The sequence below is a fragment of the Kordiimonas pumila genome (assembly GCF_015240255.1).
GTDB classification, from domain to species: domain Bacteria; phylum Pseudomonadota; class Alphaproteobacteria; order Sphingomonadales; family Kordiimonadaceae; genus Kordiimonas; species Kordiimonas pumila.
On sequence record NZ_CP061205.1, the window covers coordinates 1,198,781 to 1,221,639 of the forward strand.

General features: G+C 49.6%; 7 protein-coding genes. All 7 read left to right on the plus strand.

Translation table 11 applies throughout. The annotated features are described in order from the left end of the window. Positions 1 to 4: 4 nt before the first annotated feature. The 7 genes from ICL80_RS05200 to wecC all read left to right on the plus strand — a co-directional run bounded on the left by ICL80_RS05200 (position 5) and on the right by wecC (position 22,804). Positions 5 to 1,309, plus strand: coding sequence for a flavin-containing monooxygenase (locus ICL80_RS05200; RefSeq protein WP_194215041.1), 1,305 nt, complete (start codon positions 5 to 7; stop codon positions 1,307 to 1,309). Between the two features lie 28 nt (positions 1,310 to 1,337). Beyond that, positions 1,338 to 19,097, plus strand: coding sequence for a non-ribosomal peptide synthetase (locus ICL80_RS05205; RefSeq protein ID WP_194215042.1), 17,760 nt, complete (start codon positions 1,338 to 1,340; stop codon positions 19,095 to 19,097). A gap of 282 nt (positions 19,098 to 19,379) precedes the next feature. Next, complete coding sequence (locus ICL80_RS05210; protein ID WP_194215043.1) at positions 19,380 to 19,817, plus strand: hypothetical protein; 438 nt, start codon at positions 19,380 to 19,382, stop codon at positions 19,815 to 19,817. Further along, on the plus strand, positions 19,747 to 20,154 hold the full coding sequence (locus tag ICL80_RS05215) for a hypothetical protein (RefSeq protein WP_194215044.1): 408 nt from the start codon (positions 19,747 to 19,749) through the stop codon (positions 20,152 to 20,154). Before ICL80_RS05210 ends, ICL80_RS05215 begins: the two co-directional genes overlap by 71 nt. Positions 20,155 to 20,173: 19 nt before the next feature. Next, on the plus strand, positions 20,174 to 20,458 hold the full coding sequence (locus ICL80_RS05220) for a glycosyltransferase (RefSeq protein WP_228073872.1): 285 nt from the start codon (positions 20,174 to 20,176) through the stop codon (positions 20,456 to 20,458). Further along, complete coding sequence (wecB, locus tag ICL80_RS05225) at positions 20,458 to 21,579, plus strand: non-hydrolyzing UDP-N-acetylglucosamine 2-epimerase (protein ID WP_228073820.1); 1,122 nt, start codon at positions 20,458 to 20,460, stop codon at positions 21,577 to 21,579. Before ICL80_RS05220 ends, wecB begins: the two co-directional genes overlap by 1 nt. Next, positions 21,566 to 22,804 carry a UDP-N-acetyl-D-mannosamine dehydrogenase gene (gene wecC / locus ICL80_RS05230; RefSeq protein ID WP_194215046.1) on the plus strand — a complete coding sequence of 413 codons (1,239 nt, stop codon included), beginning with the start codon at positions 21,566 to 21,568 and terminating at the stop codon, positions 22,802 to 22,804. Before wecB ends, wecC begins: the two co-directional genes overlap by 14 nt. Positions 22,805 to 22,859: the final 55 nt, after the last annotated feature.

The window sequence follows — 22,859 nt, forward strand, 5'->3', positions numbered from 1 at the left end:
ACTTATGACCGATACCTTAAAAATTGCGATTATTGGTGGTGGCCCAACGGGTCTGGGTGTTAGCCGCGAACTAAAGCAGGCCGGCTTTGATTTTACTATTTATGAAGCTGAATCAGACTTTGGCGGCGTATGGAATGTGGGCGCCACATCAAGCCGCGCTTACCGGTCACTGCATTTGATTTCGCCGAAATTCAACACGCAGGTGCCGGATTTCCCGATGCCTGACGATTACCCCGATTATCCAAACCACAAGCAAATGCTGGCGTACATTCGTTCGTTTGCCCGTGAGTTTGGCCTCTATGACCATGCGCGCTTCGGTGCTGCGGTCACAGAGTTAAAACCAGCCGGGAACCAGTGGTCAGTGTCTACAGTGGGTGGTGAAACAGCGCTGTATGACTTGGTTGTGATCTGTAACGGGCTTCAACGGGTGCCGCTGTACGCAGAATATCCCGGTACTTATGAGGGTGAGGTGCTGCATGCGAGAGATTATAAATCCTCGCAGCAGGTAATGGATAAGCGTGTTCTTGTGATTGGCGGCGGTAATTCCGGCTGTGATTTGGCAGTGGACGCATCGCACACTGCTGACTGTGTGTATCACAGCACCCGCCGGGGGTATTATTATCAGCCTAAGTTTATCGACGGCAAACCAACGCCGCAGTGGATGATGGAACTGGGTAGTAAGTTTGCTACCAAAGAAGAAACACTCGCCTACATTCAGGAAGTGTTCCGTATGGCAGGCTTTGATGGAACCGACTACGGCTTGCCGCAGCCAGACTACCCGCTCGATGGTGCCCATCCGGTTATGAACTCGCAGATTTTATTCCATATTGCGCACCATGATGTCATCCCCAAGGGGGATGTTAAATCTTACAGTGGCAAAACCGTTACCTTTACTGATGACAGCACTGTCGAGGTTGACCTTATTCTTCATGCCACCGGATATAAGCGCGATTTCCCGTTCCTAGAAAGTGATCTTCTTGAGTGGAAGGATAATATCCCTGACTTGTTCCTGCATGCAGTGCCGCGCAATCATGATAATCTCTTATTTATGGGCTATATCAACACGGCAGCTGGGCTGGGTGACGGCATTAAGACCCAAGGAATGTTTGTGAAAAACTATGCCCTAGCATACGCGAAAAAATTACCGGGGCTTGAGAAGTTTTTAGAAGCCAAGAAAACGGATCAGCCTGATTTGGGGCAAACCTATTATATCGACTCTTACCGTCACAAGTGGGAGGCTGACCTCTGGAAGCTGTTGGGGCATTCACGCCGTTACCGTGAAATGCTGGTTGAGGGCTATAATGACTGAGCGCGGACCAAAGGACATAAGGCAGAAAATGGCTGCACTGTTAGACGCAGAGCTGGTCGCGCGTGGCCGTGCGCGTTACGCCGCCGAGCGTGCTACACAGGCCCCAGATGCGCATGAGGCTCAGTCTAATTCAGGCACGATTGCAGATACGCCCGATATGACAAGCCTTTTGCGCAGGGATGTGACGCGGCTTGCTTGTCAGGCGCTGGAAATGCAAGAAGACCAACTGGACCCCACGGAAAATCTGGCTAATTTTGGTGTGGACTCAATCGCTATTACCGAAGTTATGGTTCAGATTTCGCGATTTTACGGCGTTTCTATTGCGCCGACGACCTTCTTTGAAGCGAAGCATTTGAAGCATCTCAGTGATATTTTGGCTGATCGTTATGCCAAACAAATTACGGCGCATTATCAGGCACAAGTATCTGATAAGGCTACTGAGAAAGCAGAGCAACCCAAGGCGGCTAAAACACCAGTTATGCCCGCCGCGTGGCTGGAGCGGCATAAAAAACTGGGCAGCACGCTGACCAATATCAAACCTGTAAAGGTTGAGGCAAAAGCACCAGGCCGGGTTAAGGCTGAAAGGCCAGTACAGCCACAACCTGCTTCTCAAAAAGGTGATGCAGCAGTTGAACCCATCGCCATTATCTCGATGGAAGGCATGTTTCCTAACAGCCCGGATATAGAGAGCCTGCTTGAAAACTTACTGAAGGGTACGGACTGTATTGAAGAGGTGCCAACCAGCCGGTGGGATTGGCGCAAGGTAGAGGGTGACCCGAAAAAAGGGGCGTTTACACAGGTGAAACATGGGGGCTTTGTGCCGGATCATGACCTGTTCGATGCTTCTTTCTTTAACATTTCCCCACGTGAAGCAGAATTGATCGACCCGCAGCACAGATTGTTTATGCTGTCTGTCTGGCGGTTAATTGAAAAGGCAGGATATGCTTCAAGCTCTTTGGCGGGTAAAAAAATCAGCATTTTCCTTGGCATCAATTTGCTGGATCATGTGGACCGTGTAAACAGTGCGGGCCTTATGGAGGCGCAGCAAATGACAGGCCTTGGGCATGCGTTCTGCCCCAACCGCCTTTCATTTATGCTGGATATTCACGGCCCAAGTGAAGTTGTGGATACAGCGTGCTCAAGCTCCCTTGTTGCTCTCCACCGTGCTGTCATGAGCATCCGCCATGAGGGCTGCGAAATGGCGATTGCGGGCGGGTCTAACCTGATGCTTGGCCCCAAGCAGCATATATTGTTTTCCAAAACCGGCATGTTGGCGGCTGATGGACGTTCAAAAACATTCTCCAAGAATGCAGACGGCTATGGCCGCGCTGACGGTGTTGGGGTTGTTCTATTAAAACCGCTCTCAAAGGCTGAGGCGGACGGCGACCAGATTTTAGGACTGATTAAGGGCTCTGCAGAACAACACGGCGGGCAAGGCAGTTCCCTGACGGCGCCCAATTCGGCAGCGCAGGCCCGCATGATTGTTGAGGCACACAGACGCGCGGATGTTGACCCGCGTTCTATCAGCTATGTTGAATGCCACGGTACAGGTACGCCGCTTGGCGACCCAGCGGAAGTTGAGGGACTGAAGCTCGCTTTTGCACAGCGGTATAAAGATTTGGGCATTGAAGCGCCTAAGGGTGCCAAAATTGGACTGGGGTCTATAAAGTCCAACATTGGCCACACGGAAACAGCGGCGGGTGTTGCGGGCATTATTAAAATACTATTGTCCCTGCAACAAAAGAAACTGTTTAAAACCCTGCACTGCGACGATGTTAACCCGCTGCTTACATTGGAAGACAGCCCATTTTACCTGTTGCAGGACGGTGCAGATTGGCAGTCCCCGGAATGTGAGGGGCAATTTGGCCCGCGTACGGCTTGCATCAGTTCTTTTGGGGCGGGCGGTGCTAATGCACATGTCGTGATCGAGGAATACCACGCTGAGCAAAGGGCCGTTACCAATCCAGTATGGTCGGGTGCGCCAGCTGTGGTTCCGCTGTCGGCGAAAAATAAGGCCGGGCTCAGACAAATTGTTGAAAATATTTTGTCGGTGGCAAGCCAGTATGATTTCTCTGATCTGGTTTATACGCTTCAGGTTGGGCGTGATGCCATGCGGGAACGGGCCGCCTTTGTTGCCTCAAATACGGATGAACTGAAAGAAGCTATATTAGACTATCTATCTGGTAACGATAATCCGGCGTATCATCAGGGCACTATCCTACGCGGCGGCGATGATCATATGAATCCGGCAGGCTCGGGGGCAGAGGCTGTGGCAGCCGCGTGGGTCAAAGGCGTGAGTGTTGATTGGGCCAAATATTATGCTGAAAGTCAGCCAAAGCGCCTCTCATTGCCATTATACCCTTACGCGCTAAAAAGGTTCTCTTTACCGATAGAGAAAGGCGACCAGCAAGAAACTGTCCCTCAAGATACACCGAGACCAAAAGCGCCGCTCACACCGAAAGCGGTTAGCACGACAAAATTTGAACTGGAACTGACGGGGGACGAGTTTTTCCTGACCGACCATGTGATTTTGGGGCAGCAGATACTTCCGGGTGTTGCGTACCTTGAAATGGTACAGCAGGCGGCCTCCATGCTGATTAAAGCCCCAATCACTTTGAAGAAAACAGTCTGGCTAAAGCCAATGGTGGTTGAAAGCGTGACGACTATTTCAATTGTCTTTTCACAGCGGGGGGATAGTGATTGGCTAGCGCAGGTTTATGCGAAAACGGCTTCAGGAGAGCAGATAGAATACGCCCAAATTAAAGTCATGCAAGTTGGGGCCTTCAGTGCCGCTTTGGCAGACTTGGATGCTTTGAAAGCACAGGCTGGGAACAGCTATTCAGCGGAAGACATTTACCGTATTTTTGATGATATGAAGCTGTCTTACGGTCCCGGGCACCGGCCGGTTCGCGAAATAAAATGCATGTATGTGAATGGCTTGCCTCAGGTACTCGGTAAGCTGGTGCTGCCTGAAAGCATTGCGGGATCGCTGGATCAGTTCGCTCTGCATCCGGGTTTAATGGATGGTGCTTTTCAGACAGTGGTGGGGCTGGGTTTGCATGCGACCAGCGCGCCTAATGAAACAGCCCTTCCGTTTGCCATTGATAGTGTGGAATATATCAAGCCCTTGCAAGATGACATATGGGTGCATGTGCGGGCTACAGGTGCAGCCGAGGCAGGTAGCCAGGTTCAGCGGTCTGATATTGACCTGATCGCGGGTGATGGGTCCATTTGTGTGCGCCTCAGGGGCTTTATGGCAAGGCTTGTGAAACAACCACAGGCCCAACCGCAAGAAACACATATCTTCAAACCCCACTGGTCAAAAGTGACAGAGGATACGCATTCAAATACGGTATTTGAGAAACAGCATGTGCTTGCCTTCAGCCCGTATATCAAGGAACTCAAAGACAATGCGTATAGCGCAACCTTATATGATTTAGGACCGCTGGAGACAGATAACATAGCCGTACTTTATAAGGACATGGCTTCTCAAATCCTTACGGCTATTCAGAATATCGTGAAGGTCCCTAAATTTGGTCCTCAGCTTGTGCAGGTTGTCTTGCCGGATGATGTTGCGCTAAGTCCCTTAACGGGCATTGTCGGGATGTTACGGACTGTTCGGAAAGAGTATCCAAAGGTGGCGGCACAACTGGTGTCAGTATCTGACCAGTCGCCTAAAGCTGTGTCTGATATCCTTGCCCTTGCAGCAGAAACTTTGGAAGCACCGTGGCTGCGCTTGTCTAGTGAAGGTGATTTAGAACAGCACCAGTGGGACTTGAGGGAAGCTTGTGAGGCTTCCCGTTCAGTTGCGTTTGAGGATGGCAAGGTTTACCTGATCACAGGCGGTAGCGGCGGCATCGCGGGACAACTGACCCGACATATCCTTGCGAGCGCCCCCAACGCCCATGTGGTTCTGACCAGCCGCTCAGCTATTGATGTTGATAAACTTCATTGGCTCAAGGAAGATGAGCGCAGGCAAGTTCAGTATATTTCGGCTGATATTACAGTAGCCGAGAGTACAGTTAGTCTAATTGACAGTATTAAGAAAAAACATGGCCATATAAACGGTGTATTCCATGCAGCCGGCATTCTTGATGATGGTGCTTTATTAAATAAAACAGAGGAAAGCCTACAGGCTGTACTAGCGCCCAAAGTGGATGGTATTGTTCACCTGGATAAGGTGCTTGCAGGGGAGAGGCTGGACTTTATGATCCTCTTCTCGTCGATCGCTTGCGCACTTGGTAATGTTGGACAAACTGACTATGCCGCCGCGAACGGCTTTTTGGATGGTTTTGCCCGCATGCGGGAAATGCGCTGCACGGAAGGTAGCCGATGCGGCAGAACAGTCTCTGTCGCATGGCCATTGTGGCGCGACGGCGGGATGCAGCTTAGCGATGATGCTGTCGCTGGCATGACACGCACAACCGGGTTAACGCTTCTTTCCAGTGACGCGGCTATTGCTGCCATGATGACATTGCTGTCGGGTGAAAGCAGCCATGCACTCGTTACCTCAGGTGATGCAGAAAAAATCACTGCGTTTATAAAAGGGGGTGACCTCTTATCACATGATCAGAAAAGGTCCGTGAACCAGCCGGCACCAAGCCAAAGCGCGGCGATGTACGCGGATACGGGCGATATGTCTGCGGCGCTTATTCTGGCGCTCAAGACAATTGTCAGTGATGAACTGAAAGTGCCGGTGGATGAACTGGATGTTGACGAACAGCTCTCGGAATATGGTTTTGATTCCATTGGTTTTGCGCAGCTTGCCAATGCCATTAATGACCATTTTAATCTCGACATTATACCGACACTCTTTTTTGAATGCCCGAGCCTGGACGAACTGAGCGCGTACTTTATCAGCGAGTATGCTGATCAGATAAGCGAAAAACTTGGTATTTCAGCGCCTGCTGTGCCGACGTCCCAGCAAGAACCGGCTGTGACTGCGCCAGCCGCAGCACCCGTGAAGCAGCCTAAAAGGGTTGAAGACGGTGATGATCCGGTTGTAATTGTTGGGATGAGCTGTCAGTACCCTGAAGCAGAGAGTGTTGAAGAATATTGGCAAAATCTGCTGAATAATGTGGATGCGATCAGTGAAATCCCGGCTGACAGGTGGGATTGGCGCGATTACTGGGGTGACCCTCTCAAAGAAGCGGGCCGTACAAACATTAAGTGGGGTGGCTTTATCAAAAATGCTGGCGGCTTTGACCCTGATTTCTTTGGCATCTCTCGTCCTGAAGCAAGGTTGATAGACCCGCAGCAAAGGCTTCTGTTACAGCAAACATGGCGGCTTTTTGAAGATGCGGGCTATGCGCCGAAAAGCTTCTCTGGGTCAGACATGGGTGTCTTCCTTGGTATTGCGGACTCTGCTTACAGTAATATCGTTGCTAGAGATGTTGAGCAGATCGAAGGTTATACCATGGCGGGCCTTGCGCCGTCGCTTGGGCCAAACCGCATTAGCTATTTTTATAACTTGCACGGCCCTAGTGTGGCGGTTGAAACCGCGTGCTCCAGCGCACTGGTAGCGGTGCACAGAGCCATAGAGTCTATTGTAGCAGGGCGTTGCTCTTCCGCCATTGCAGGTGGCATCAACTTACTGTTAAGCCCCTACACATACATCGGTTTCTCAAAAGCTGGCATGTTGGCCTCAGATGGCCGCTGCAAAACCTTCAGTGCTGACGCGAACGGGTATGCGCGCGGTGAAGGTTTGGGGCTTATTCTGTTAAAGCGTTTATCTGAGGCGGAACGCGCCGGCGATAAGATTTTAGCCATTGTGCGCGCAAGCGGTGAAAACCACGGCGGCTTTGCAACCAGCTTAACAGCGCCGAACCCCAAGGCGCAGGCCAGTTTGCTGCGCGATGTTTACCGCCGGTCTGGCGTTGACCCGCGCACAGTAAGCTATATTGAAGCCCACGGCACAGGCACCCCCATGGGCGACCCGATTGAGGTGGAGGCCCTGACGGCGGCCTTTAAAGACCTGCACCGCGAGGCGGAAGTGCAGTACGGCAACAGCATAGAAACACCAGCGCGTGGTTTGGGCTCTGTTAAGTCAAACATGGGCCATTTGGAAATTGCCGCAGGTATTGCGGGTTTGATGAAAGTGGTGCTGCAAATGCAAGCTGGAACGCTTGTTAAATCGCTGCATACAGAAACCTTAAACCCATATTTGAAGCTGGATAAAGGTAACTTCTTTGTTGTTGACAAAAACCGGCCATGGCAGCGGGTGCTAGACGGTGATGGTCATGCACAGCCATTCCGAGCAGGGGTTAGTAGCTTCGGTTTTGGCGGCAGCAATGCCCATGTGGTGCTGGAAGAATATATTGCGCCGTCTTCTTCGGTGGTCAGTTATTCAGAACCCGCCGGAAGTTATTTTGTTCCTATATCCGCGCGTACAGAAAACCAGCTTCAGCAATCTGTTGCACGGCTGAAAGACTATCTCGCTGCAACCGGTGATCAGCTTTCTGATATTGCCTATACGCTGCAGGTCGCACGTCAGGGGATGGACCAGCGCATTGCTATTGTTGCCCATTCTAAGTCGGACCTGGCCGATAAATTGTCGGCATATTTGAAAGGACAGGCGTGCACAGATCTTTATGCCAGCAGCGTAAAAGGTGGCCGTGAAACTGTTGATATCCTTAGAAATGACGATAATTTCCGTAAAGCTGCAGAGCAGTCAGTGGCCTCTGGTAACTATCAAACAGTTGCCTCCCTGTGGGTGCGCGGGTTTGAAGTTGATTGGCAAGTGCTGAACAATCAGCGCATATGCCAGAAAGTTGCGCTGCCGGGTTACCCATTTGAGACAACGTCTTACTGGGGAGCTGCGACTGCGGCGGTGCTACCGAAAGAAAAACCTGCCGCGATAATTGGTGCTACGGAGGCAATGCCTGCCACAAACAGCCCAGATGCAAATGTGGTGGCTAGTGTTGCGGTAGGGGCTGATGCCATTCTGGAAAAACTGGTTGAATTGGCAGCATCTGTTTTGGAAGTGGATACGGATGCTATAGATGTGGATGCAGAGCTTGGTGACTTCGGATTTGATTCCATTGTGATGACAACCTTTGCGGGGCATGTGAATGAAACCCTTGACCTGGATTTGTCACCCGCGGATTTCTTTGAGTTTTCAACGTTAGCGCAGCTCGCTGATCATATTGCTGCAACAGCAGATGTACAGGTAAGCACTGCCCCTGCTGTGCCCGAGCATACTCAGGCTATCAGTGCGGTGGAAGTGCCGAATTCTTCTGAAGGCAATGACCCCGTCGTAATCGTTGGCTATAGCTGTAATTTCCCGGGCGCAAGAGACGCTGATCAGTTCTGGCAAAACCTGAAGAGGGGGACTGAATCCATATCGCGTGTGCCGGAAGAACGCTGGGATTGGCGCGCCTTAGACGGTAACCCGAAAACTGACACTGGTAAAACCAATGTACATTGGGGTGGTTTCTGCGATGGGATGCTGGAATTTGACCCAGCCTTCTTTAATATTTCCCCGCGCGAAGCCTTATTGATGGACCCGCAGCAACGTTTGCTGATGACGTATGTTTGGAAAACTATAGAAGATGCGGGGTATGATCCAACGTCCTTCACGGGCAAGAAACTGGCTATTTTTGCGGGCACTGCGGCGAGCGATTACCGACAATTAATTGGTAGTGCAGGGGGTGATGAGGGCTATGTGGCAACAGGCTCTGTTGCTTCAGTTGGCCCGAACCGCATGAGCTATTTTCTTGATGTGCACGGTCCTAGCGAGCCGATTGAAACGGCTTGTTCCAGTTCGCTCGTTGCGCTGCACAGGGCTATACGATCCTTGAGGGACGGGGAATGTGAAGCCGCAATTGCTGGCGGCGTGAACACAATGTTAACCCCAGATGCACACATTAATTTTTCGAAGGCGGGGATGCTGTCGCCGGACGGGCACTGCAAGACATTTTCCAAGGATGCGAATGGGTATGTGCGCGGCGAAGGTGTTGGTTTTGTACTCTTGAAAACGCTGTCCTCTGCCAAGCGTGACGGCGACCGCATTCTGGCTATTGTGAAGGCAAGCGGTGTGAACCACGGCGGACATGCCAATTCCCTCACTGCTCCTAACACTAATGCGCAAGCTGCTTTGCTGCGTGATACATATGCATCAGCCGGTGTTAATGCCTATGATATCGGATATATCGAAGCACACGGTACAGGGACAGCCCTTGGAGATCCAGTTGAGATTAACGCCTTGAAAGCAGCCTTCGGTGTATCACCGGAGAATGAAGCGCATTATGCATCAAGGCACTGTGCTATTGGGTCTGTTAAAACCAATATTGGCCATTTGGAACTAGCGGCGGGTATCGCGGGTATTATCAAAACCCTGTTGCAGATGGAGCATAAGATGCTTGTTCCGTCGCTACATAGTGCAGACCTAAACCCGCACATTAAACTTGATGGGTCGCCCTTTAGGATAAATCAGACGCTTTGCTCTTGGGAACCATTCAAGGATGCCGAAGGTCATGCTATACCAAGGCTTGCTGGGGTTAGCAGCTTTGGTTTTGGCGGTGTGAATGCCCATATCGTGCTGGAAGAATACATGGAGGCTGCCCATGCCGCCCCGGTGCCCCCAGAGACAGATAGACATGTTTTTATCCTGTCAGCAAAAACTGAATCAGCTTTAAGAGAGCAGGCGAAAACCCTATACGCTTCTCTCTCGAACTTTGAAGCAAAAGATGCCCGCAGTATTGCCTTTACCTTGCAGGTAGGGCGTTATGCCATGATCCAGCGTTTGGCAATCGTAGCTGCCAGCCTGTCTGAGTTGGGCCGGTATCTGCAAGCCTATCTTGCAGGCGAAACACATGATGATATTTTTGTTGGTAGCATACCGGAAAATCACAAAAGCAAAACCAATGGCATATTTGCGAGCGATCTACCGTCTGATATAGCATCAGCTTGGGTTGAAGGTCAGGCTATTGATTGGCATGCCTATTACAAAACGCCGGTGCAAAGGGTGCAGTTACCGACATATTCCTTTGCGCGTGATATATATCACATTGCCCTATCTGCAAAGAAACAAGCGCAAGAAGACAAACCTTATAAGGCCTTCAACGGCGTTATAGAGGCTGACGCCTTCTATCTTCGCGATCATATGGTGATGGGGAAGAAAATCCTGCCGGGGGCAATGGGGTTGGAACTGGTGAGATTTCTCTCGCGTGATGGCTCTTTTACGCCTGTGATGCTTAAAAATGTCAGTTGGCGTCGCCCCTTTGAATTAGCGGAGGGTACTGCAAAGCCGCAGGTTAGTTTTACAAAAACGGCGGTTGGCGGGGTGAACTTTGTATTTGAGGCCGCTGATGGCGGTGATGCCTATATGCGCGGCACGATTGGCAACATTGGTAATGTTATAGATTTAGTTAGGCAGGATATTCACCAGCTTCAGGTTTCGCTGTTACCAGTTGATGCTGCAGTTCTATACGCTAAATACCAGGATTTAGGGATAGTTTACGGCTCCACGTTTCAGGTAATTGAAAACTTGTACGCGGGTGATGGGCGGGTACTTGCCCATTTGAAACTTGGGCAGGAAGCGGCAAAAGCAAAAGAGCTTGCTTTGCATCCGTCCATATTAGACGGCGCTTTCCATGCTGCATTGGCTCTTTTTGGTGATGACACTGATGGTAGTTTGGCCCTGCCCATTGGACTAGAAAGCATAGAGGTTTATCGCCCACTGCAATCTAATATGTGGGCGCATCTTACTGTGCGCTCAGCAGCAGGGGGGCTTATAAAGCTTGATATTGACCTGATGGATGCGGACGGGTTGGTAACGGCCATCATAAAATCATTCACGCTGAAAACCTTACCTAAGGTGAAAAAGCCGACCATTCACGAGCAAGAAAATGCGAGAGGCATTGAAAAGCCTGCTTCACTTGAGCTGTATTTAACATCGATGTTGTCAGGGTTCACTGATATCCCTGCTGAAGACATTGACATGGATGTCCCGCTTGAGCGGTACGGCATGGATTCAATGCTGCTCACCAGAATGACAGAAACGCTTGAGGCGGATTTTGGCGAACTTCCCGCAACACTCTTTTTCGATCATTTAACGCTTGGGTCACTTTTGCAGTATTTTGCAGATAATCACGCGGACAAGCAGGCAGAAATTGTAAGCACCCAAACGCATGTGAAGCCGTTAAACGTGGGTATGAATGATACATCGGTTGCCCGTCCTTATTCTGAATATGATCATCCGGTGGATGATATTGCTATTATCGGGCTGTCTGGGCGCTACCCGCAGGCTGACAATCTGGATGAGTTTTGGAATAATCTTGTTGCAGGCAAAGACTGTATTACAGAGATACCCAAAGCACGGTGGGACCACGCAGTTCTTGTGCAGGCCGCAAAGGATTCAAAGCTGAATATCAAGAGCAAGTGGGGCGGCTTTGTTGATGGGGCCGATAGGTTTGATCCGCTGTTTTTTAATATTTCCCCCGCTGAAGCGCATTATCTGGACCCACAAGAACGCCTGTTTATGCAGTGCGCATGGGAAACAATTGAGGACGCGGGCTATACACGCCAAACACTTGCCCCGATGGAACCACCACTGGGCGGCAGCCATGTGGGTGTGTTTGTGGGTGTGATGTGGCAGGAATACCAGCTGTATGGTGCCGAGCGGTATGCTAGTGGCGGCGCGCCTATTGCTATGTCCGGGAACGGATCATCTGTTGCAAACCGGGTTTCCTATTTCTGTAATTTCCACGGCCCAAGCCTGACGGTGGATACCATGTGTTCATCATCGTTGACGGCTATCCATTTGGCTGTTGAAAGCATCAAAAGTGGTAGTTGCAGTGTTGCTCTTGCGGGCGGTGTTAACCTTTCTTCACATTCGAATAAGTATGTTGGATTAGCACAAGCTAATTTCCTATCCTCTAACGGGAAATGCGAAAGCTTTGGACAAGGGGGCGATGGTTATGTGCCAAGTGAAGGCGTTGGTGCTGTTCTCTTGAAGCCGCTTAATAAAGCGGTGGCTGATAAAGACCAAATTTACGGGGTTATTCGTGGCTCAGAATTAAACCACGGCGGGCAGGTAAATGGCTATACTGTGCCAAACCCACATGCTCAGGCCGCTGTTATAAGCCGGGCCTTGAAACGCGCTGGTGTTGATGCTGGCCAAATTGAGTATGTGGAAGCACACGGCACAGGCACAGCTCTTGGCGATCCTATTGAAATCGCTGCCTTGACACGTGCATACGAAAGCAGAAATCAGGCAGCACAAAAGTGTGCTATCGGGTCTGTGAAAAGCAATATGGGGCATGCAGAAAGCGCAGCGGGGATCGCGGGCCTAAGTAAGATTTTGCTCCAGTTCAAGCATGATCAATTGGTTCCATCCATTCACGCAGATACATTGAACCCTAAAATCAACTTTGATAAAAGCCCGTTCAGGGTTCAGCGCGAAAACGTGGCTTGGAAACGCCGGTATATCAATGGCTTAGTTCAGCCACGCATGGCGGGGCTTTCATCTTTTGGGGCTGGTGGGTCAAACGCGCATTTTGTGGTGGAAGACTATCAGTATGAAACTGAAAGTTTGGCGCATTCAGGCCCTTACATTTTGCCATTTTCGGCCCATGACAAGGATACCTTGAAACAAGTGATTTCACGGTTCCGCGATTTTAGCAAACAGTTACCAGACAACAAGTTGGCCTCTGCTGCATATTGTTTGCAAGTTGGCAGAGAGGCTTTTGATGAACGGATCGTTTTGATTGTTCACTCAGTTGCAGACCTTGCCCATAAGATAGATAAAGCCCTGTCATCGGCGTTTGAGACATTGCAGGGGCCGCATATTTATTACGGTTATGTAACTTTTTCAGGAAAACGGGGTGTCGTGCCAGATGCCTCGCGGCTTTCTGATGTAGCCCGTGCTTGGACCGGCGGCGCGCAAGTGGACTGGTCACTATTGTGGGGTGAAGGGGTTCCTGTAAAAATAAGCCTGCCAACATACCCATTCGCGAGCGATATTTACTGGGTGCCGGGATTAGAGGCCCCTTCCCGTCACGCTGTTTTGATAGAGCAGAAAGAGACGCTGTCATTGCTGTATGCGCCGTGTTGGCACGCAGAAGAGATTGTTAAACCTTCTAAAGCAAATGATGTGCGTAATCTGCTGGTTTTATGTCATGTGCGAGAGGAAGACAGTAAACAGATCAACGGCCTTGTCGCTGATGATGACCTGCATGTTTGGCATACAGGAAAGCCAGCGATTACCGGCAATTGTTATAAGGAATATGCAGCCAACCTTTTGGAATTGCTGAAAAAGGCTACGCAGAATACAAAAGAAAGAATCAATCTCCGTCTTGTTATTGATGCTGATCATGACGGCGCATACCTGCGAGGCCTTGCCGGTATGCTGCGTTCCGCAAGCTTTGAAGCGCCGCATCTGTCCACGCAGCTTATTGAATATAGAGGCTGTAGCCATGAAATGTTGGTTTCCAATATTTCTAAAGAAGTTCAACAGCCTTTAGCGGGCGGCCATATTCGGTACAAAGATAACGAGCGTTTTAAGCAATATTGGCGCGAGATCCCCACAGCTACTGATGGGCAAATGCCATGGAAAGACGGTGGTGTTTATCTTATTACTGGTGGGGCCGGGGGGATTGGCCTTCATATGGCCCGTGAGATTGCTGGGGCAGTTAAGAACGCCTCCTTATGGTTGATTGGACGCTCAACGCTTAGCGAGCAGCAGCAACAGGAACAGCACGCATTGACGGCAAACGTCTATTATAGGCAGGTTGACGTAACCTCTGAAGGCGACATAAGGGATTTAATTCAGGAAATCCAAAATACAGACGGCAAGCTTGACGGTGTTATTCATAGTGCAGGTCTAACCCGTGATGGATTGCTGCGGGTAAAAACAGCGCAGGATTTATATGATGTATTAGCGCCTAAGGTTGACGGCGCGATCAATATTGATAAAGCAATTGGCGGTGCGCCGCTTGATTTCATGTTGCTGATGTCATCGGTTGCGGGTGCCCTTGGGAACGCTGGACAAACAGATTATGCCGCAGCAAATGCCTTCCTAGATGGGTTTGCATCTGTGCGAAACAGGTTGACGCAACAAGGGCAGCGCCAAGGCCGAACGCTTTCAATGGATTGGCCTTATTGGCGAGATGGCGGCATTACGTTAGATCAGCAATATATCCAAGCAATGGAACGTAATTACGGGGTGTTGCCGCTTGAGCTCTCCGAAGCTTTAATCGCTGTATCGACCGCGTTTGATAGTGAAAGTTTGGGTCAAGTGTTGGTGCTAAACGGTGATCATGACCGCTTGAGGGCAATGATGGCGTCGCAAGTTGTGCCCACCGCAGGCGCGGGGCTAGAGCAAGATGGTGCCTTTATTGCAGACGACGTTATCGGTTCACAGGGGCCGGTTTCTATGGGTCGCGAAGCAATAACCGCTGCTGTAGTTGCGGCCTTTGCTGAAACCCTGAGCATTCCGGCAGCGCGGCTGGATGCTGATAAGACCTTTGATAGATACGGGGTAGACTCTGTGTCAGCTCTGCATATTCTTGAACCGCTCAGTGACGTTTTTGGGGAATTGCCGCAGGCTATTTTGTTTGAGTATTCAACGATTAATAGCTTGGTTGATTATTTGTATGAAGCTTACGGCGGCCTATCTGTTGAGGCCCGTCAGGATGATAATATAGGTGCCCAAGAAAGCGTAAGGGGTGAAAATGAAATTAATATGTCGAAGGGGCTGGGTGAGGGTTGTTCGCCCTGGCTGAAACAAACGCCTGAACCGTGGCAAAGTCCTATGGGGGAAGGGCAAAGAGGCATCTGGATCGCCCAGCTAATGCAGCCGGATAGCAGCGTTTATAATGTGCCCATGGCTTTTCAGTTGAAGGGTATTGATGAAAAACTGCTTGGGCGGGCGTGCGCCCTCCTTTTACAGCGCTATCCTATCTTATCAGTTCGTGTTGACGATAGTGAAGCGTCTGCGCCCATGTTGCTTGCCTCGCCACTTGCTGAGGCACTTGTTCATATCACAATGTCCAAAGGTGTAAGCGCGGCAAACTTTATAAAATATCGAGCATCAATCCCGTTTGATTTGCGCAAGGCTGGCAAAATTAGGTTTGAATTCCTAACAGGCGGCCCCTTGAACAAAGGCGAGGCTATATTACTTGTCGTGGCCCACCACATGGTTGTGGATGCTACCTCCATGGCGACACTCGCCGCAGAGCTATGGCAAATCTATGATGACTTTACTCAAGGAATAACACCAAAGGCAGGGGACAGCCGCAATGCGCTTGATTATGCGCATTATATTGCGTGGGAGACTGCCTTATTACAGCGTGATCAAGGCAGGGCTGAACTTGCTTATTGGCGGGACCAGTTGGCTTCTGACATACAAAAGCTGGATTTGCCTTTTGATGTTGCGGCTGACCAAGGTGCTGTTGCTAAACCAGAAACTTTAGAATGTTTCTTGCCCAGCGATGTGCTTGAATCTGCTGAAGCGGCAGCGCGGTTGATCGGTGTGTCTAAAGCCTCTTTCTTTATGGGGGTTTTCTCTATGCTTTTGTATAAATATACGGGTCAAGGAGCGTTTACACTGGGTGTGCCAACAATGCGCCGGCCTGAAAGTGGCTTTGAGAAAACAGTTGGTTACTGTGCCAATATGATTCCTTTATCGGTTGATATGAAGGGGCATATGACAACGGATGTATTCTTCCGGTCACTGCATGCCAGACTGTTGACGGATCTTAAACATGGGAATGTGCCTTACAGCCAGATTATTCGGGAAACCGCCATGCTTTACGGCAGTGATATGCTGTATCAAGCGACATTTTGTTATTTGAATATAGGGGGTGGTGCTGAAACTTCCTTGCAATTTAATCAGGGAAGCGCAGTTCTGGTGCCGAAGATCAGGCAGTCAAACGACACCTTTATTGGCGTTGATTTCTTTGAGCATACCAAGGGTGTCGATGCTGTATTTTCCTATGATGGTGCTCGTTTTTCGAGTGCATTCATTGATGACTTTATGGCGCATTTTAAGACATTGCTGCAAGAAGTGATACGTCAGCCATCAGCAGCGATTGCCAACCAAACAGTCGTTTCACCAGAAGAAAAAAAACAGCAATTGAAATGGTGCGGCAAAGAACCCATCAGTAAGCCATCTGTGCCAGTGCTTGATGCTATACGTGCGCGGGCCAAGGAAACCCCAGATGCACCAGCCATTGTGTGCGGCGAAAATGTGCTAAGTTATCGAGATTTAATGAATAAAGTGAACCAGCTTTCGCGGTATTTTTTATCACAAGGCGTGAGGGCAGAGGATACTGTCGCTGTATTTTTGGAGCGCAGAGCTGATAGTATCGTCACACTTCTTGCGGTTATGTCGGTTGGTGCTGTTTGGCTTCCTCTGGACAGTGAAAGCCCAGGGGCTAGAAGCCGGTTAATTCTGCAAAATGCTTCTGTGCGGTTACTGATTACGCAGGCTCGTTTTGACGAAAAGGTGGCTACATTTGGGTTGAAACGAGGCCATATAGCTGTTCTTGAAAACATTGAGGAACATTTGCGGGCAATGAGTGACAGTGATATTGAACTTCATGCTGACCCGTTAAGCGCAGCTTATATAATATTCACATCTGGTTCTACAGGTGAGCCGAAAGGGGTTGTGGTTTCTCACGCATCTATTGCGGACCACGTGGGGATCATCGCAGAAAAATATAGCCTGCGAAATAGTGATGTTGTTTTACAGTTTGCATCCCACAGCACGGACACGTCATTAGAGCAGATTTTGCCAACGCTGGCATGTGGTAGCAGCTTGGTCATGGTGGGTGAAAAATTACTGGCTCCAAGTGAGTTCTATAGGCTTCTCAATGGGGAAAATGTTACAGTTGCTGATATTCCCCCTGCCTACCTGCGGGAGATATTACTAGCGTGGCGCGGGAAAGAAGTGCCTGAAGGCCTCTTGAAACTTCGGCTGATTTTGGTTGGCGGTGAGGCTCTAACCGCGGATTTAGTCAGCCTTTGGCAAAACAGCATCTTGGGATGCGTGAAATTGATGAATGCTTATGGCCCAACAGAAGCAACGATTACAACACTTACTTATGAAGTTACGCGTGACCAAAAATATGGCTCTATTGTACCCATTGGCCGCCCTCTTGATGGTGTTGTTGCCTATATTCTTGATGATAACGGTAACATTGTCCCTGAAGGCGTGAAAGGGGAGCTGTTTTTAGGGGGCAGACGCCTAGCCCTTGGGTATTTGGGTAACGATAGCCTAACAGCGGAAAGATTCCCACTTATCGACATGGGGACTAATAGGGGCCGCCAACGATTATATCGTACAGGGGACCGGGTATCATATTTAAAAGGAAGTAATGGTGTCATTGTATTCCACGGGCGGATGGATAATCAGGTTAAGGTTCGTGGTTACCGTGTTGAACTGGGTGAGATTGAAGCAAAAATCCTTGACTATGATGATTGTAATGTAGCGGTACTGCCCCAATTAAACCAAAGCGGTGATACCGTTATAGTGGCATATGTTGAGGCGAATAGCGGTACTTTTGATAAAGCTGGCTTAAAGGATTATTTGAGGCGGGCGCTGCCAGAACATATGGTTCCTAACCGTATTCAATATCTGGAAAACTTACCTCTATCTAGCAGTGGAAAAATAGATAGGGTGATGCTTAAGAATCTTGAATTGCCTGCACTAGTGAGCGGTTATGAACAGGTTTCGCCTGTCAGTGATGTTGAAAAGCAGATATTAGATTTATGGCAGCTGGTGCTGGATGATGTTGATACTAAAAGCATCAACAGTGTTGCAGTGCCATTTGACCAGTACGGCGGTAACAGTCTGTCAGCTGTACGCCTCATGGATGCGATTTCCACGGCTTTTAAGGTGCAGCTATCTTATGTGGAACTTCTGTCGGCACCGACGGTTGCCCAGCAGGCGAAAATTGTGGTTGATAAAATAGGCTCAGATGGTTCTGCCCGTTATGGGGATGACCCTTGCTTAGTTCCATTACAGATTTCTAACGATCCTAATCATGCAGATAAACCATTATTTTTACTTCATCCTATTGGCGGTGAAGTAAGCTGCTATTTGCCACTGGTGAAGCAATTGCCACCAGAATTGTCTGTTTATGGTATCCGCGTGCCCGAAGGTGAGAATTTATCCAGCGTACCTGATATGGCTAAACGGTATTTGAACGCCATTAAATCTGTTCAGCCAGAAGGCCCTTACCGTATTGCCGGGTGGTCGTTTGGTGGCTTGTTGGCGTATGAAGTTGCAGGTTTATTATCTGCAAATCAGGATGAAGTGAGCTTTGTTGGGCTTTTGGATAGCTATCCTTATGATATTATTGAGGAAATGGAAGGTGAGTTTGATGCGGCTTCCTCTGCGAGCGATATATTTGAAAAGTTTTCCAGAGACTTGCTAAAGCTAACAGAAGGATACCCGGGGGCTACTCTTCCTGCCAGCATAGAAGAGTTAGCCAGCCAGGTCAGTAATCAGAAGCCATTGGCCACTATTGGTGTTTCGGATTTGCAAAATATGTATGATGTATTTGTGAATGCCTATGCTGCCTTTAAAACACACTCTTTATCAAGCAGTGAACTATCGATCACCTTGTTTCAGACTCAAAACGATTATACGAAGAAGGCTATCCGATACTGGAAGTCATATACGAGTTTCGAGTGCAAAGTTTACTTAATGCCTGGGGATCATTATAGTTTCCTTCAGCATGAGAACTTGATGTCTTGGGTGTTGTGGTTACAGCTTGAACTTATGGACCCATCGACATCTGATCATCAGAAGAAAAGCTATAGCCTGATTGTTGAGGAGTAAGTTTACGTGTTAATTGGCGTGCAAAATTGCCTGCCTTAGCAGGGGTATCATCATTTAAAACTGGGTAGTGTCTCAGTTTGAAATTTAACACCCTCTTACCTTCCACGGCAACTCCACCCACGTGACTGGTCTGAAAACGTAACTTGCATCAATGGGCTGAGATTATTGATGATTGGAAAATAAAGATCAGGCTTGCTTTTTCATTTATAGAAACTAAAAGTTGTTAACAATACACGCCAACAGTGCATTCTCCTTTTTCATGTGGGGGATAAGGGGAAAAAAATGACGACTGCACCAGTGCTTTCCGGGCTTAACAGCCTGAGCTTTACCGAGGGCGATGGCCCTGTACAGATCGATAGTAATGTTATTTTTACCGACCCTGAAGGCGACTTTGATGGAAGTGTCCTGACCGTCGCAGGCACGCTAGCGGGCGATGAATTATCGATCCTCAATGTAGGAACAAATGCGGGTGAGATTGGCTTTAACGGCACCACCGTAACCTATGGCGGAATAACCATTGGTACCGCATCCGGCGGCGCAGACGGCGCCAACCTTGTGATTACACTGAATGCTAATGCAAGCACGGCCGCGGTTGAGGCCTTGATGGAAAACGTCACCTTCGATGCACCGGGTGACAACCCAACAGCCGGTGACCGCGACATCAGCTTCGATAGGGGATATCAACGCGGGCAACCTCGTTTATACGCCAGGGGCGAATGATTTTGGCGACGACCTGCTAACGTTCACGTTCAGCGTGAATGATGGTACTGACTTTGCAGCCGCACCAAGCACACTAGATGTTACGGTTACAGCAGCCAGTGATGCGCCGACGGCAGCCAATGCTGACATCACGATCGCTGAGGATGCCGCCCGCGTCTTGACCGCTGCAGATTTCAACTTCGCGGATGTGGACACAGGCGATAGTCTTGCGTCCGTCCGGATTGATACCTTAACAGTGACAAGTGGTACCTTCCAGCTTTCGGGCGCTGATGTCAGTGCAAATGACGTCATTACGGTAGGGGATATCAACGCGGGTAAGGAAATCGGATACTTTTAAAACAGTAATCCCGTCAAAAATTTTTGAAGCTGCAGCAATGAATAAGCCCATATTGCTTGGGGTTGACGGGCAGGCGCGGGAAATAATTGAGCACTATGCAGCAGGTATTTATTTTGAACCTGAAAATGAGAAGGCCTTGATCGAAGCCATACAAGCCCTGAGAAATGACGAAGCGCTTCAAATAAGCTTGGGAAAAGCAGGCACGGATTTGGCGAAAGCATTTGACAGGAAAACTCTGGCCAATAAGATGGCGCAAATTTTAGTTGATTTTTACCAGTCTAAATTTTCAGCCCGGGAAAAATAATGAAAATCCTGCAAATTTTTGGAACGCGGCCTGAGGCGATCAAAATGGCGCCTGTTGTGCATGCGCTGGAAGCTGACCCAGCTATTGATAACCGCGTGTGCATTACAGCACAGCATAGGGATATGCTCGATCAGGTACTGGGGTTCTTTGATGTTCGGGTTGATCATGATTTGAACGTGATGAAAGAGGCGCAAGGCTTAGCGGACGTTACCGCACGTATATTAACCGGCCTTACCGCAGTTTTAGAGGCTGAAAAGCCTGATATGGTGCTTGTGCACGGCGATACCAATACCACAATGTCAGCGTCCTTGGCTGCTTACTATCAGAAAATCCCCATCGGCCATGTAGAAGCGGGCCTCAGGACCCATAATCTTTATTCCCCGTGGCCCGAGGAAGCAAACAGGCTGATTACCGATAACTTATCCAGCCTTTGTTTTGCGCCGACAGAAGGGTCGCGCCGTAATTTGCTGCGCGAAAGCATTAGCGACAGTAAAATTACAGTAACGGGCAACACGGTGATTGATGCGCTTTTTATGGCGCGTGATCGCATTCTTGGTAATGCAGAAACCGTCAAGGCCTTTGAGGCGCAGTTCTCTTTCCTCAACCCTGAGAAAAAACTAGTCTTGGTGACAGGCCACCGGCGTGAAAGCTTTGGTAAGGGCTTTGAGAATATGTGCACAGCCCTTGCAGCCCTTGCTGAGCGGGCTGATACAGAAATTCTCTATCCCGTGCATTTGAACCCAAATGTAAAAGGCCCTGTACACAAGGCACTTGGTGGCAGTGCCAATGTACACTTGATTAGCCCGCAAGATTACCCGGCCTTTGTCTATCTTATGAACCGCAGCCATATTATTTTGACGGATTCTGGCGGCGTGCAGGAAGAGGCGCCCTCGCTTGGCAAGCCTGTGCTGGTGATGCGGGATACGACCGAGCGCCCCGAGGCGGTGGACGCCGGCACCGTGAAACTTGTCGGTACTGATACAGATGTGATTGTTCATGAAGCATCCCGCTTGCTCGATGATGCCACACACTATAAAACCATGTCAGAAGCCCATAACCCTTACGGGGACGGAACGGCTGCAAAACAAATTCTGGAGGCCATAAAGCGTGCAACCTTTTAAAAGTTTATGTGTGATAGGCCTTGGTTATATTGGCCTGCCAACGGCTGCGGTATTTGCCAAAACCGGCCTCAAGGTGACAGGCGTTGACGTTAGCGAAAAAGCTGTCAAATCTATCAATAGTGGCAAAGCCCATATTGTTGAGGTTGATCTGGACGGTCTTCTTCAAGGTGTGGTGGCAAACGGCAGCTTGAAAGCACAAACAGTACCTGCAGAAGCTGATGCCTTTATCATTGCAGTGCCAACGCCGTTTATGGATGGGCACGTGCCTGATCTTACGTATGTTGAGGCGGCTACGCGGTCGATTGCCCCCTTTGTGCGGGAGGGCAACTTGATTGTGCTTGAATCGACCATTCCGCCGGGCGCAACCGACAAGATGGTGGCATGGCTTGAGGAAGAGCGCCCTGATCTTGCGGTAGCAGGTGGTGCGGGCAAAGCTTACTTCGCAGCCCACTGCCCAGAGCGGGTTCTGCCGGGCCGGGTGCTGATCGAGCTTGTGCAAAATGACCGTATTATCGGCGGTATAACCGATGAGTGTGCAGAGCGTGCTCAGGCGCTTTACGAGCTGTTTGTAAACGGTGATTGTTACCTGACAAACGCCCGCACGGCAGAAATGGCAAAGCTTTCTGAGAATGCGTTCCGCGACGTGAACATTGCCTTTGCGAACGAGTTATCAATCATTGCAGACAAGCTTGATATTGATGTATGGGAACTAATTGCACTTGCGAACAAGCACCCACGTGTGAACATCCTGCAGCCCGGCCCCGGTGTGGGTGGCCACTGTATTGCGGTTGATCCGTGGTTCATTGTCGATGCTGTACCAAATGAGGCGCGACTTATCCGCACTGCACGCGAGGTAAACGACAGTAAGCCGCTTGTGATAATCGATAAGGTCAAGCGCGCGGTTAGCCGGTTTAAAAGCCCAACCGTTGCTTTTATGGGCCTCGCCTTCAAGGCGGATATTGATGACCTCAGGTCAAGCCCGGCGCTTGATATTACGGTACAGCTTGCTGGTGAGCTTGACTGTACCATGTTGGCGGTTGAGCCAAATATCAGCGAGCTACCCGCAAGTCTGGCGGGCCTGCCCATTACCCTAACAGACACACTTGAAGCCGTTGAGAGGGCAGACATTCTTGTGCTACTAGTGGACCATAAGCCTTTCAAGCGCTTGCCACCTAATAAACGCGCCGAAAAAATCATCATCGATACTAGAGGGATTTGGGGCTAACGAGTGATTATACTGTAGGGCTCAATTTCTGTGATAAGGAACACAGGGTGTGCCT